The sequence below is a fragment of the Streptomyces sp. NPDC000345 genome (genome assembly GCF_042898825.1).
In the GTDB taxonomy this organism is placed as follows: Bacteria; Actinomycetota; Actinomycetes; order Streptomycetales; family Streptomycetaceae; genus Streptomyces.
Genome location: NZ_JBIAZE010000008.1, coordinates 158,000 through 171,677, shown reverse-complemented (window position 1 = coordinate 171,677; position 13,678 = coordinate 158,000). Strand labels below are relative to the sequence as shown.

Here is a 13,678-nt window from a genome sequence, read left to right as displayed (position 1 = left end):
CCAGGCGGGCGGCGGACGCCTTCTCCCTTCCGTTGAAAGGCAGTTGAGCCATGACCAGACGCGCCCTGCTCTCCCGGACGAGGGCCGCTGCCGGACTCGTCACCTCCGCGCTGATGTGCGCGGCCCTCGCCGCCCTTCCCGGCCCGGCCGGCGCCGTCACCGGCCACCAGCCGGCCCGGTCCGCGCGGGCCGTCGTCGGTCCGGCGCTGTTCGACGACTTCAACTACCTCTCCGCCACCGATCAGCAGCTCACCCAGCACGGCTGGACCCTGCGCTCGGGCCAGGGCGGGCCCGGTGTGTCCGGCGCCACGTGGAAGCCGCAGAACATCACCTTCGCCACCGCCTCCGGCAACTCCGTCATGACCCTGCGCTCCGGCACCAACGGCACGGCGGCCGGTACCGAGCACACCGAGATCTACCAGCAGCGCAAGTTCCTGTACGGCACCTACGCGGCGCGCGTCCGCTTCAGCGACGGCCCCACCATCGGGCCCGACGGCGACCACATGGTGCAGGCGTTCTTCACCATCTCGCCGCTCGACCACCCGCTGGACCCGGCCTACAGCGAGCTCGACTTCGAGTACCTGCCCAACGGCGGATGGGGCATCCCCTCCAGCGCGCTGCTCGCCACGTCCTGGGAGACGTACGCGGAGAACCCGCCGCAGGAGGAGAACGTCTCCACCCAGGAGCGCGCGAGCTTCAACGACTGGCACGACCTGGTCGTCACCGTCGACAGCACCACCGTCACCTACTACATCGACGGCCGGCTCTTCGCCACGCACGGCGAGCCCTACGTTCCCGAGTCGACCATGAGTATCCGCTTCAACCACTGGCTGATCGACCTGGCCGGGATCAACAGTCGGAAGACGCGTGCCTACGAGCAGAAGGTCGACTACGTGTTCTTCGTCCAGGACCAGCTGCTCACCCCGGCCGCCGTGCAGACCGCCGTCGCCGACTACCGGTCGCAGGGGGTGACCTTCCAGGACACCGTCTGAGCCCCCCGACGGCGGGGCGGCTCAGGGCGAGGGGGCCGTCTCGTCCGGGGCGGCGATCGGCAGCCGGGCGGTGAAGGTCGTGCCGCGGCCCTCCGCGGAGTCCACCTCCATCTCGCCCCCGTGGTTCGCGACGATGGTGCGGACGATCGTCAGCCCCAGACCGGTGCCGGGAATGGCCGCGTCCGTGGCGTTCGAGGCGCGGAAGAACCGCTGGAAAAGCCTCTCCTGCTCCTCCGCGGGGATGCCGATGCCGGTGTCGCTGACGGTCAGCACCGCATCCCCGTCCCAGGCGTCGGCGCGGACGGTGACCTTCCCGCCCTTCGGGGTGAACTTCACCGCGTTGGACAGCAGGTTCATCAGGACCCGGTCCAGCTGGTCGCTGTCCGCCTGCAGCACCAGCGGCCGGGACGGGCAGTGCGTCTCCAGGGTGACGGAGGCGGCCTCGGCGGCCGGCCGGACGGCGTCGGCCGCCGACGTCACCAGCCGGACCAGGTCGACCGGCTCCTTCCTGGAGTTGAACGCCCCCGACTCGATGCGCGACAGGGTCAGCAGATCCTCGATGAGTGCCCGGAGCCGGTTGGCGTTGCGGTCGACGACGTCCAGCATGTGCCGCTGCGCAGGCGTGAGCGGCCCCGTCTCCTCGTCCTTCAGCAACTCGATGTACCCCACGATGCTGGTCAACGGCGTGCGCAGCTCGTGGGAGACGGTGGACAGGAAGTCGCTCTTGGCCTTGTCCAGCGCGCGCAGCTTGTCGACCAGACGTGTCTCCCGCTCGTAGAGCAGCGCGTTGTGCAGCGCGCGGCCGACTCCGGCGGCCATGGACTCGGCGATCTCGATCTCCACCGGCCGCCACGGACGGTCCCGCCGGCCGCGCGCGAGGAAGAGGGCGCCGAGCGGTTCGTCACCGACGCCGACCGGGACGACGAGCACCCCCACCAGGCCCAGTGTCTCGGCCGCCGCCCGGGCGTCCCGCGGCAGACCGCCCTCGCCGAAGGAGCCCGGCGCCCCCGGCAGCGGTGCCCCCTCGGCCAGCACGGCCGGCAGATCGTTGTGGCACCAGGCCGTTCCCCGCCGGTAGTGCTCGCGCACCACGTCGAGGGGAACGGGCGGGATCGGCTGCTCCTCAGGAGGCAGCAGCCCCGCCTCGGAACTCCAGGCGCGTGCCGTGCGCACGAGGGGGCTGTCCTGATCGGTCAGCAGGACGAAGGCGTGTTCGGCCTCCAGCCCCTCGCCGATACCGGCGCAGGCCGTGTCGAGGAGCTGCTCGACACCGAGGTGCTCCCGGATGCGGACACCGACGGCCCGCGCGGTCTGCGTCAGTCGGGTGCGCTCCTGTTCGATCGCCCGCATCCGGTCGCTCTCGTCGGCGAGCGCGTTCACCGACCGCGCCACCGCTCTGATCTCCTGCGGACCCTTCTCCTCCGCCCGCGCCGCGTGGTCGCCCGAGGCGAGCCGGTCCAGCGTCCGGGCGGTGCTCTGCAGCGGGCGGGTCAGGGCACGCGTGGTGTGCACCGCCGCGAGGACGGCCAGGGTCCCGCCTGCCGCCAGCAGGACGCCGATGCCCACGATGCTGCCTTCGAGGACGGCGTCGGCCCGGTCCTCGTCCCGCTCGACGGCCCCGTTGAGCTGCGAGTCGAGCCGTCGGTTGGTGCTGTCGAAGACCGCGAACCGCCCGGCGGCCTCCTCGGTCAGCTCCGCCGCCCGGATGCTGCCGGGTGCGGCCTTCGCCTGCTGGTCGGCCACCCGTACGTAGTCGCGCAGCTCCCGGTCCTGCGCCGCGAGATTCCGCCGGGTCGCGTCGGTGGCGTTCCGTCCGGCCGCGGCCAGGGTGGCGAACGGCTCGTCGCGCGCCTGGCGGTAGGCGGTCAGCTCCGCCGCGCGCCCGGTGAGCAGATAGGTGCGCACGGCCCGGTGCATCCGGGTGGCCTGCTCACGCACCCGCAAGTTGTCCCGGGCGACCGGCTCCAGCTGTGTGACGACCTCGTCATGGATCCGGTCCACCACCAGGGCCGCGGTCAGGGCCCCCGCCCCCAGCAGCACAAGCAGCGCGATCAGCAGCCCGAAGGCTCCGGTCAGCCGGCTTGCCACACGGTCACCGATGATCCTCATGGGCGGTCCCCGCCCTGCCCGACCCGCTCACCCGGGCCGAATCCGGTGCGGGTCATCGCCCCCCACACCTGCGGGGCCCGGTGCAGCGCGTCCCACAGCCCGCGCAGACGCCACCACGCCGTGTACTGGCGGTAACCGATGTTCTCGACGGCCACGCCGACGAACGCCCCCCACATGTCCCGCCACCGGGAGAAGCGGTGGTAGGCGTACTCCTCGACGGCGACCGACACCAGGCTGACCACCATCGCGTAGGCGTAGGCGGCGAGCAGGAAGCGCCACAGGAAGTCGGTGTCGACCGCGCCGATCAGCACGCCCAGGGGCACCAGGACGAGCCCGGAGAGTTCCACCAGCGGGGCCAGCAGTTCGAAGAGCACGTAGAACGGCAGGGCCAGCAGACCGACGCGGCCGTAGCGCGGGTTGCCGATCATCCGCCGGTGCTTGAGCAGGATCTCCGTGAGACCGCGCTGCCACCGCCGCCGCTGGCGCCCCAGGACGCGCAGTCCCGAGGGGGCCTCGCTCCAGGAGATCGGCTCGGTGACGAAGACGATGCGGTAGTCGCCGTGGCGGCGGCCCCGTTCCCGCAGGTGCCGGTGGAGACGGACGACGAGTTCGGCGTCCTCGCCGATACAGTCCGGGTCCATGCCGCCCACCGCCACCACCGCGTCCCGCCGGAACAGGCCGAAGGCGCCGGCGATGATCAGCAGACCGCCGACCTTGGACCATCCGGTCCGGCCGAGGAAGAAGCCGCGCAGATACTCGACGACCTGCGCACGTCCGAGCAGGTCCGTGGGGACGTGCGCCTCGACCACGCGTCCGGCCTCGACGGTGCAGCCGTTGGCGATGCCGACCACCCCACCGCTGGCCACCACGCGCAGCGGGTCGTCGCTGAACGGCTTGGCCACGGCCAGCAGGGCCTGGGAGTCGAGGATGGAGTCGGCGTCCACCATGCACAGCAGCGGGTAGCGCGCCAGGTTGATCCCGACGTTGAGCGCGTCGGCCTTGCCGCCGTTGGCCTTGCGGGCCACCACCAGCGGCACCGGTCCTCCCGCGGGCAGGTGCAGCGAGGTGACCGCGCCCCGCACGGGGACGTCCTCGGGTACGACGTGATCCACCGCGGCGAGGTCGAACGCCTCGGTGAGGGCGTCGAGCGTGCCGTCGGTGGAGTCGTCGTCGACGACGACGACCTCGAACACCGGATAGTGCAGCAGGAGCATGGCGCGTACGGCCTCCGTGATGCCCGCCGCCTCGTTGCAGGCGGGCATGATCACGGAGATCGGCGGAGTGAACGGGCTGCCGGCGGCGTCGTCGTACCCGGCGAAGGAGGCCCGGCGCAGCCGCCGTACGAGCTCCGCGAGGGCGAGGAGGATCAGCACCAGATAGCCGGTGTTGATGGCCAGGAAGTAGAGGATGATCGCGGTGTCGCACACCGCGATCACCGCGTGCAGCGTGCCCAGCACCCCGTCCCACAGCTGCCCGCCCGCCGCGCTCACAGGGTCACCTCGACCAGGACGTCGTGGCGGCTGCCGCCGACGGCCCGCTCCGCCAGCGCGGCCCTGGCCTGGGCGGTGGCCGGTGTGCCGGGGCGGCCGTCCGCGGCCTCGCGCAGTGCCGCCTCACCCGTCGGGCCGAGCCGCAGCAGCGCTCGCGCCGCGGTGCCCGCCAGATGGGCGTCGGCGTCGCCGAGCAGCTTCGTCAGGGGGACCGTCGCGGCGACGGCGCCCAGACCGCCCAGGGACCCGGCGGCCACGATGCGCAGGGCGTCGGGCCGGCCGGGCCTGATGGCGTCCAGCAGCGGCGCGAGGCCCTCGGGCATGCCGAGCCTGCCCAGCGCACGGGCCGCCCGGACGCGCACCTCGGTGTCGGGATCCTCGCGCAGCGCCCGGACGATCCAGGGGGTCTGCGCGAGGGCGCCGGTCACCCCGAGCACCTCGACGGCCACCGCCCGGACGAGGGGAGCCGGGTCCCGCAGCCCCGCGACGACGCCGGGCCACGCCTCGGAGCCGAGCGAGGTCAGCGCCGCGGTGACCACCTTGGGGGGCACCGGCCGCGGTCCGCGCAGGCTCCCCAGCAGCGGCGGCACGGCCACCGGCTCACCCATGCGGCCCAGGGCCCGCGCCGCCGCGAGCCGCACCTCCGGGTCACGGTCGTCCAGCAGCCGGCACAGCGCCGGGACCGCCGGGCGGTGACCGAGCTGTCCCAGCACCTGTGCGGCACGCCCCCGCCGGGGCGCTCTGCGGCTGTTCAGGTCGGCGGTTGCGGCCACCGCGGAGCCGCGCCGCTCGCACAGCAGGACCAGTGCCGCGCGCGCCCGGCCGGTGACCTTGCCCAGCATCGCGGTCACCGTCGGCTCGAGCGCGGCCCAGGTCCGCCGGTCGGTCCGCGCGATGCGGTCCGGCAGCTCGCTCTGCTCGTCGTCCGGCTCGCACAGCAGTTCCAGCAGCAGCCCGCGCACCGGCGCCGCGATCCGCTCGTGCCGGCGCCGGCGGTACGTCCGGACGCCCCTGATCCCCGCGGTCAGCAGGCCCAGCGCCAGGGCGACGGCCAGCAGCCCCGTCAGCGCGCCGGTGACGAGGCCGGCGGGGACCGGGATCACCGCTCGACCCGGGTGAGCACCGCGGTGACCCGGCTGGACAGCTCACGCGGGCTGAAGGGCTTGACGATGTAGTCGTCGGCGCCCGCGGCGAAGCCGAGTTCGACGTCTCCTTCCTGGGACCGTGCGGTGATGAGGATGACGGGCAGGGACGCGGTGGCGTCGCAGGCGCGCAGCTCCCGGCACACGTCCAGCCCCGACAGCCCCGGCATGCGTATGTCGAGGAGCACGAGGTCCAGCGGCTGCTCGCGCACCGTCCGCAGCGCGGCCATGCCGTCCTCCACGGCGGTGACCTGGTGACCGCTCTGGACCAGCTTGAACGCCACGAGGTCCCGAATGTCGGCGTCGTCGTCGGCGATCAGGACACGAGCCATTACTCCTCCTGCGATACGGAGCTGCGGTAGGAGTCGAGCAGCCGCGCCACCGCCGCCTGCCGGAACGGCTTGGTCAGCATCTCGTCCGTCGCGAGCTCGGACAGGTCCTCCGGGTCGAGCACGGACGACACGACGAGGTGGCACCGCTCGGTCCGCTCGTCGGCTCGCAGTCGGCGGATGACCTCGCGCCCGTCGATGCCGGGCAGCAGTACGTCGACGATGGCCATGTCCGGGGGATCGGCGAACGCCAGGTCCAGACCCTCCTCACCCGAGTCCGCGATGCTCACCCGGCATCCCAGACCGCTGAGATGCCGCTCCAGCAGGGCGCTGACGTCGTGGTCGTCCTCGATCAGCAGAACGTGTACGCGTGCGTGCGAAGAGTCCATCGCCATCCCTACCGAGTGCGGCAGTCCTTACAAAATAGGAGGAATCATCCCCTTCTGCCACACCGGGCTCACGGCCCTCAGAAGCCCCGGACGCCCCCTCTTCCTCACCGGTGGAGACCCGGTCTCCTCGCGGGGTCGGTGGAGACCCGGTCGGCGTATCGCTCCCGGCGTCTTCGCGGACCCGGCCGGGCGGGCCGGGGGAGAAGCGGACGAGGAGCGGACGAAGAGCGTCTCCCCCGGTTCCGCGCCCGGTCGGCGCAGCTGTGCCGTGAGGGTGCCCCGGGTGACAAGTGGGCCGGTGGGAGGGGGTGCGGGCATGGTGGTGCGGCGTTCCGGCGGGGGTGCGGAGGGTCCGTGGTTCCACGGGTCCCTTGATCGTCCACTGATCGTTTCCGCAGGTCAGATTAGGTATGCCTAAGTGACGCAGGGCACCGTCGGGTGATCCGGACGCGGCTTGCCTGCCTCCGAGGAATTACGCAACAATGGCGTTGTGAAAAACGTCGGCGAGGCTCGGGCGACCTCCACGGGTGCCCCTCAGGAGGAGCTCGCGGCTGGGATGCGCTCGGATCGTTCGACGCGCAACCGGGTCGCGCGGTCCATCCTGGACCACGGGCCGTCGACCGTGACCGAGCTGGCCGGACGGCTGGGGCTCACCCCCGCCGCCGTACGCCGGCACCTCGACGCACTGGTCGCCGACGACGTCGTGGAGGCCCGCGAGCAGCGGGTGTACGGAGCGCGGACCCGCGGGCGCCCCGCCAAGGTCTTCGCCCTCACCGACTGCGGCCGGGACGCCTTCGACCAGTCCTACGACAGGCTCGCCGCGGACGCCCTGCGCTGGATCCAGCAGCGTTTCGGCGGGGACGAGGCCGTCGTCGCCTTCGCGCGCGCGAGGATCGCCGAGCAGGCCGACGCCTACCGCAGGGCCGTCGAGGCCGCCGCCCCCGAGGAGCGGACGGAAGCCCTGGCCAAGGCCTTGAGCGCCGACGGGTACGCTGCTACGGCACGCAGCGCGCCGCTCCCCCAGAAGGGCGAGCAGCTCTGCCAGCACCACTGCCCCGTCGCCCATGTCGCGGAAGAGTTTCCGCAGCTCTGCGAGGCCGAGACCGAGATCTTCTCCCAGCTGCTCGGAACGCACGTCCAGCGACTGGCGACCATCGCCCACGGCGACGGCGTCTGCACGACGTTCATCCCCAAGATTTCCCAGACCCATCACCAGAGCCACAACGCATCTGCTAGCACGGCCGGGAGGAACCCCGCATGACTCTCCCCACGGAGACTGCCCACCCCGAACTCGAGGGTCTGGGCAAGTACGAATACGGCTGGGCCGACTCCGACGAGGCCGGTGCAGCGGCGAAGCGCGGTCTGAACGAGGACGTCGTCAAGGACATCTCCGGCAAGAAGTCCGAGCCGGAGTGGATGACGAAGCTGCGCCTCAAGGGCCTGAAGCTCTTCGAGAAGAAGCCCATGCCGAACTGGGGCTCCGACCTCTCCGGCATCGACTTCGACAACATCAAGTACTTCGTGCGCTCCACGGAGAAGCAGGCGGAGTCCTGGGAGGACCTGCCCGAGGACATCAAGAACACGTACGACAAGCTCGGCATCCCCGAGGCGGAGAAGCAGCGCCTGGTCGCCGGTGTCGCCGCGCAGTACGAGTCGGAGGTCGTCTACCACCAGATCCGCGAGGACCTGGAGGAGCAGGGCGTCATCTTCCTCGACACCGACACCGCGCTGAAGGAGCACCCGGAGCTCTTCAAGGAGTACTTCGGGACCGTCATCCCCGCCGGTGACAACAAGTTCGCGGCCCTGAACACCGCCGTGTGGTCCGGTGGCTCCTTCATCTACGTCCCGCCGGGCGTCCACGTGGAGATCCCGCTGCAGGCCTACTTCCGTATCAACACGGAGAACATGGGCCAGTTCGAGCGGACCCTGATCATCGTCGACGAGGGTGCCTACGTGCACTACGTCGAGGGCTGCACCGCCCCGATCTACAAGTCGGACTCGCTGCACTCCGCGGTCGTCGAGATCATCGTCAAGAAGAACGCCCGCTGCCGGTACACGACCATCCAGAACTGGTCGAACAACGTCTACAACCTGGTCACCAAGCGCGCCGTCGCCTACGAGGGCGCCACCATGGAGTGGATCGACGGCAACATCGGCTCCAAGGTGACGATGAAGTACCCGGCCGTCTACCTCATGGGCGAGCACGCCAAGGGCGAGACCCTCTCCATCGCCTTCGCGGGCGAGGGCCAGCACCAGGACGCCGGCTCCAAGATGGTCCACATGGCGCCGAACACCTCCTCCAACATCGTCTCCAAGTCGGTGGCGCGCGGCGGCGGTCGTACCTCCTACCGCGGTCTCGTCGAGATCGGCGAGGGTGCCCACGGCTCGAAGTCCAACGTGCTGTGCGACGCGCTGCTCGTCGACACCATCTCCCGCTCCGACACGTACCCCTACGTGGATGTCCGCGAGGACGACGTGTCCATGGGCCACGAGGCGACCGTCTCCAAGGTCTCCGAGGACCAGCTCTTCTACCTGATGAGCCGCGGTCTCTCCGAGTTCGAGGCGATGGCGATGATCGTGCGCGGCTTCGTCGAGCCCATCGCGAAGGAGCTGCCGATGGAGTACGCGCTGGAGCTCAACCGGCTGATCGAGCTGCAGATGGAAGGCGCGGTCGGCTGACCGCCCTCCCGAGAAGCAGCAGCAGATTTTCTGACGCAGGAAGAGAGCAAACCGACAGCCATGGCTGAGGCTCAGAACTCCCCCACCCTCAACTCCGTTCGGGCGGGGGGACCCCCACCCGTGGGATCGACCACCGCGGGCGCGATCGCGGTCGCCGCCGAGTCGACCGTCGCCACGCGCATGAGCGCGCCCCCGTCCTTCGACGTCGCGGACTTCCCGGTCCCGCACGGCCGCGAGGAGGAGTGGCGGTTCACCCCGCTGGAGCGCCTGCGCGGTCTGCACGACGGCACCGCCGTCGCGACCGGCGAGGGCGTCAGGGTCGCCGTCGAGGCCCCCGAGGGCGTCACCGTCGAGGTCGTGGACCGCGACGACCCGCGCATCGGCCGGGCGGGCACCCCCGTGGACCGGATCGCCGCCCAGGCCTACTCGGCGTTCGAGAAGGCCGGCGTGATCACCGTCCCCAAGGAGACGGTGCTCAGCGAGCCGATCCGGATCCGCGTGCACGGCGAGGGCGGCACCTCCTTCGCCCACCAGGTGATCGAGCTCAAGGCCTTCGCCGAGGCCGTCGTCGTCATCGACCACACCGGTGACGCCGTGGTCGCCGCCAACGTCGACTACCTCCTGGGCGACGGCGCCAAGCTGACCGTCGTCTCGGTCCAGGACTGGGACGACAAGGCCGTGCACGTGGCCCAGCACAACGCGCTCGTCGGCCGCGACGCCTCCCTCAAGTCGGTCGTCGTCACCTTCGGCGGTGACCTCGTACGCCTCCACCCGCGCGTGCGGTACGCGGGCACCGGTGGCGAGGCCGAGCTGTTCGGCCTGTACTTCACCGACGCCGGCCAGCACCAGGAGCACCGCCTGCTGGTCGACCACAATGTCCCGCACTGCAAGTCCAACGTCGTCTACAAGGGAGCCCTCCAGGGCGAGGACGCGCACGCCGTGTGGATCGGGGACGTGCTGATCGAGGCCGCGGCCGAGGGCACCGACACCTACGAGATGAACCGCAACCTGGTCCTCACGGACGGCGCGCGCGTCGACTCGGTGCCGAACCTGGAGATCGAGACCGGCGAGATCGTGGGCGCCGGACACGCCTCCGCCACCGGCCGCTTCGACGACGAGCAGCTCTTCTATCTGATGGCCCGCGGCATCCCGGCCGACGAGGCCCGCCGCCTGGTGGTCCGCGGCTTCTTCGCCGAGCTGGTCCAGCAGATCGGTGTCCCGGACATCGAGGAGCGCCTGATCGCCAGGATCGAGAACGAGCTGGAGATCGTGTCGTGACCGCGCCGACGGCCGGCTTCGTACGCGCCTGCGGACTGAGCGAGCTGGAGGAGGACACCCCCAAGCGGGTGGAACTCGACGGCACGCCGGTCTCGGTCGTCCGTACCGAGGGGGAGGTGTTCGCCATCTACGACATCTGCTCCCACGCGAACGTCTCGCTCTCCGAGGGCGAGGTGGAGGAATGCCAGATCGAGTGCTGGCTGCACGGCTCCAGCTTCGACCTCCGCACCGGCAAGCCGTCCGGCCTTCCCGCGACGCGTCCCGTCCCCGTATACCCCGTCAAGATCGAAGGGGACGACGTGCTCGTCTCCCTCACCCAGGAGTCCTGAGGCCACCATGGCAACGCTTGAAATCCGAGACCTGCACGTCACCGTCGAGGCCGACAACGCCACGAAGGAGATCCTCAAGGGCGTCGACCTCACCGTGAAGCAGGGCGAGACGCACGCCATCATGGGCCCCAACGGCTCCGGCAAGTCGACCCTCGCCTACTCGCTCGCGGGTCACCCGAAGTACACGATCACCAGCGGCACCGTGCTGCTCGACGGCGAGGACGTCCTGGAGATGTCCGTCGACGAGCGCGCCCGCGCGGGCCTGTTCCTGGCGATGCAGTACCCGGTCGAGGTCCCCGGCGTCTCGGTCTCCAACTTCCTGCGCACCTCCGCCACCGCGATCCGCGGCGAGGCCCCCAAGCTGCGCACCTGGGTCAAGGAGGTCAAGGAGGCCATGGAGCGCCTGCACATGGACTCCTCCTTCGCCGAGCGCAACGTCAACGAGGGCTTCTCCGGCGGTGAGAAGAAGCGCCACGAGATCCTCCAGCTCGAACTGCTCAAGCCGAAGATCGCGATCCTCGACGAGACGGACTCCGGCCTGGACGTCGACGCCCTCCGCATCGTCTCCGAGGGTGTCAACCGCGTCCGCGAGACCGGCGAGGTCGGCACCCTGCTGATCACGCACTACACGCGCATCCTGCGCTACATCAAGCCCGACCACGTCCACGTGTTCGCCGCCGGCAAGATCGTCGAGTCCGGCGGTCCCGAGCTCGCGGACAAGCTGGAGAACGAGGGCTACGAGGCTTACACGAAGGGTGGCGCATCCGAGTGACACAGCTGCCGGGCCTCCTCGACACAGAGGCGATCCGCAAGGACTTCCCCATCCTGGACCGCCAGGTCCACGACGACCGGAAGCTCGTGTACCTGGACAACGCGGCGACCTCGCAGAAGCCGCGCCAGGTGCTGGACGCCCTGAGCGAGTACTACGAGCGCTACAACGCCAACGTCCACCGCGGTGTGCATGTGCTCGCCGAGGAGGCCACGGCGCTGTACGAGGGCGCGCGCGACAAGGTGGCGGCGTTCATCAACGCGCCCAGCCGCGACGAGGTGATCTTCACCAAGAACGCCTCCGAGTCGCTCAACCTCGTGGCGAACATGCTCGGCTGGGCCGACGAGCCCTACCGGGTGGACCGCGAGACCGAGATCGTCATCACGGAGATGGAGCACCACTCCAACATCGTGCCGTGGCAGCTGCTGGCGCAGCGCACGGGCGCGAAGCTGAAGTGGTTCGGCCTCACCGACGACGGCCGCCTCGACCTGTCCGACATCGACGAGATCATCACGGAGAAGACGAAGATCGTCTCCTTCGTGCTGGTGTCGAACATCCTGGGCACGGTCAACCCGGTCGAGGCGATAGTGCGCCGCGCGCAGGAGGTCGGTGCGCTGGTCTGCATCGACGCCTCGCAGGCCGCGCCGCACATGCCGATGGACGTACAGGCCCTGCAGGCCGACTTCGTGGCCTTCACCGGCCACAAGATGTGCGGCCCGACGGGCATCGGCGTCCTGTGGGGCCGCCAGGAGCTCCTGGAGGACCTGCCTCCGTTCCTCGGCGGCGGCGAGATGATCGAGACGGTGTCGATGCACTCCTCGACCTACGCGCCGGCCCCCCACAAGTTCGAGGCGGGCACGCCCCCGATCGCTCAGGCCGTGGGTCTGGGCGCGGCGATCGACTATCTGCAGTCGATCGGCATGGACAAGATCCTCGCTCACGAGCACGCGCTCACCGAGTACGCGGTGAAGAGGCTGAGCGAGGTCCCCGACCTGCGGATCATCGGCCCGACCACGGCCGAGGACCGGGGTGCGGCGATCTCCTTCACGCTCGGCGACATCCACCCGCACGACGTGGGCCAGGTACTGGACGAGCAGGGCATCGCGGTCCGGGTCGGGCACCACTGCGCCCGCCCGGTCTGCCTCCGGTACGGAATTCCCGCGACCACGCGAGCGTCGTTCTATCTGTACTCCACGCCGGCAGAGATCGACGCACTGGTCGACGGCCTGGAGCACGTACGGAACTTCTTCGGCTGAGGGGCGTGCTGAAAAGGTGAAGCTGGACTCCATGTACCAGGAAGTCATCCTGGACCACTACAAGAACCCGCACGGGCGTGGTCTGCGCGATAGCGACGCCGAGGTGCATCACGTCAATCCCACGTGCGGTGACGAGATCACCCTCCGCGTGAAGTACGACGGCACGAGGATCGAGGACGTCTCGTACGAGGGCCAGGGCTGCTCCATCAGCCAGGCCAGTGCGTCCGTCCTGAACGAACTCCTGGTCGGCAAGGACCTGGCGGACGCGCAGAGGATCCAGGAGACCTTCCTGGAGCTGATGCAGTCCAAGGGCCGGATCGAACCGGACGACGCGATGGAGGAGGTGCTGGAGGACGCGGTCGCGTTCGCTGGTGTCTCCAAGTACCCGGCCCGGGTCAAGTGCGCCCTCCTCAGCTGGATGGCGTGGAAGGACGCGACGGCCCAGGCCCTGGGCGGAGCCGACGCCGAAAGGAAGACGGCATGAGTGAGACCATCGAAATGAAGCCGGCCTCGGAGGAGGAGCTCCGCGAGGCCCTGATGGACGTCGTCGACCCCGAGCTGGGCATCGACGTCGTCAACCTGGGCCTGATCTACGGCATCCACGTCGACGACGCGAACATCGCGACCGTCGACATGACCCTGACCTCGGCGGCGTGTCCGCTGACCGACGTCATCGAGGACCAGGCCAAGTCCGCCACGGACGGCCTCGTCAGCGAACTGCGCATCAACTGGGTCTGGATGCCCCCGTGGGGCCCGGACAAGATCACGGACGACGGCCGCGAGCAGCTGCGCGCGCTCGGCTTCAACGTCTGAGATCACCCGCGAGCACAGCGGTGGGGGGGGGGCGCCCCCCGGGGGGCCCCCCCCCGCGGGGGGGGGGCCCGGGGGCACCCCCCCCCCCCCCCCACCCCGCAGG

At 70.4% G+C, this 13,678-nt stretch carries 14 protein-coding genes; 9 read left to right on the top strand and 5 right to left on the bottom strand.

Features of this window, described 5'->3' with window-relative positions; all coding sequences use genetic code 11:
• Positions 1 to 50: 50 nt before the first annotated feature.
• On the top strand, positions 51 to 992 hold the full coding sequence (locus ACFY30_RS20880; RefSeq protein ID WP_390846660.1) for a glycoside hydrolase family 16 protein: 942 nt from the start codon (positions 51 to 53) through the stop codon (positions 990 to 992).
• A 21-nt stretch (positions 993 to 1,013) separates the two neighbouring features.
• On the opposite strand, the gene ACFY30_RS20875 is transcribed toward ACFY30_RS20880, so the two are convergent.
• The 5 genes from ACFY30_RS20875 to ACFY30_RS20855 are packed head-to-tail and all read right to left on the bottom strand — an operon-like array spanning position 1,014 to position 6,451.
• Positions 1,014 to 3,101, bottom strand: coding sequence for an ATP-binding protein (locus tag ACFY30_RS20875; protein ID WP_390846659.1), 2,088 nt, complete (start codon positions 3,099 to 3,101; stop codon positions 1,014 to 1,016).
• Complete coding sequence (locus ACFY30_RS20870; RefSeq protein WP_390846658.1) at positions 3,098 to 4,591, bottom strand: glycosyltransferase; 1,494 nt, start codon at positions 4,589 to 4,591, stop codon at positions 3,098 to 3,100. The genes ACFY30_RS20875 and ACFY30_RS20870 overlap by 4 nt, the downstream gene beginning before the upstream one ends.
• Positions 4,588 to 5,694, bottom strand: coding sequence for a HEAT repeat domain-containing protein (locus ACFY30_RS20865; RefSeq protein WP_390846657.1), 1,107 nt, complete (start codon positions 5,692 to 5,694; stop codon positions 4,588 to 4,590). Before ACFY30_RS20865 ends, ACFY30_RS20870 begins: the two co-directional genes overlap by 4 nt.
• On the bottom strand, positions 5,691 to 6,065 hold the full coding sequence (locus ACFY30_RS20860; RefSeq protein ID WP_390656018.1) for a response regulator transcription factor: 375 nt from the start codon (positions 6,063 to 6,065) through the stop codon (positions 5,691 to 5,693). Before ACFY30_RS20860 ends, ACFY30_RS20865 begins: the two co-directional genes overlap by 4 nt.
• Entirely contained in the window at positions 6,065 to 6,451 is a 387-nt protein-coding gene (locus ACFY30_RS20855) for a response regulator (RefSeq protein ID WP_390846656.1), read from the bottom strand. The genes ACFY30_RS20860 and ACFY30_RS20855 overlap by 1 nt, the downstream gene beginning before the upstream one ends.
• Before the next feature lie 490 nt (positions 6,452 to 6,941).
• On the opposite strand from ACFY30_RS20855, the gene ACFY30_RS20850 reads away from it, so the two are divergent.
• The 8 genes from ACFY30_RS20850 to ACFY30_RS20815 are packed head-to-tail and all read left to right on the top strand — an operon-like array spanning position 6,942 to position 13,575.
• On the top strand, positions 6,942 to 7,712 hold the full coding sequence (locus ACFY30_RS20850; protein WP_390846655.1) for a helix-turn-helix transcriptional regulator: 771 nt from the start codon (positions 6,942 to 6,944) through the stop codon (positions 7,710 to 7,712).
• The gene (gene sufB, locus ACFY30_RS20845; RefSeq protein ID WP_390656021.1) at positions 7,709 to 9,130 is read left to right on the top strand and encodes a Fe-S cluster assembly protein SufB; all 1,422 of its coding nucleotides are present in this window, start codon (positions 7,709 to 7,711) and stop codon (positions 9,128 to 9,130) included. Before ACFY30_RS20850 ends, sufB begins: the two co-directional genes overlap by 4 nt.
• Positions 9,131 to 9,190: 60 nt before the next feature.
• Positions 9,191 to 10,408 carry a Fe-S cluster assembly protein SufD gene (gene sufD, locus ACFY30_RS20840; RefSeq protein ID WP_390846654.1) on the top strand — a complete coding sequence of 406 codons (1,218 nt, stop codon included), beginning with the start codon at positions 9,191 to 9,193 and terminating at the stop codon, positions 10,406 to 10,408.
• The gene (locus ACFY30_RS20835) at positions 10,405 to 10,737 is read left to right on the top strand and encodes a non-heme iron oxygenase ferredoxin subunit (protein WP_390846653.1); all 333 of its coding nucleotides are present in this window, start codon (positions 10,405 to 10,407) and stop codon (positions 10,735 to 10,737) included. Before sufD ends, ACFY30_RS20835 begins: the two co-directional genes overlap by 4 nt.
• A gap of 7 nt (positions 10,738 to 10,744) precedes the next feature.
• Entirely contained in the window at positions 10,745 to 11,509 is a 765-nt protein-coding gene (gene sufC / locus ACFY30_RS20830; RefSeq protein WP_390846652.1) for a Fe-S cluster assembly ATPase SufC, read from the top strand.
• Positions 11,506 to 12,762, top strand: a complete 1,257-nt coding sequence (locus ACFY30_RS20825) for a cysteine desulfurase (protein WP_390846651.1) — start codon at positions 11,506 to 11,508, stop codon at positions 12,760 to 12,762. Before sufC ends, ACFY30_RS20825 begins: the two co-directional genes overlap by 4 nt.
• A 16-nt stretch (positions 12,763 to 12,778) precedes the next feature.
• Entirely contained in the window at positions 12,779 to 13,246 is a 468-nt protein-coding gene (gene sufU, locus ACFY30_RS20820; protein ID WP_390846650.1) for a Fe-S cluster assembly sulfur transfer protein SufU, read from the top strand.
• Positions 13,243 to 13,575, top strand: a complete 333-nt coding sequence (locus tag ACFY30_RS20815) for a metal-sulfur cluster assembly factor (RefSeq protein WP_390656026.1) — start codon at positions 13,243 to 13,245, stop codon at positions 13,573 to 13,575. The genes sufU and ACFY30_RS20815 overlap by 4 nt, the downstream gene beginning before the upstream one ends.
• The last annotated feature ends 103 nt before the right edge of the window (positions 13,576 to 13,678 follow it).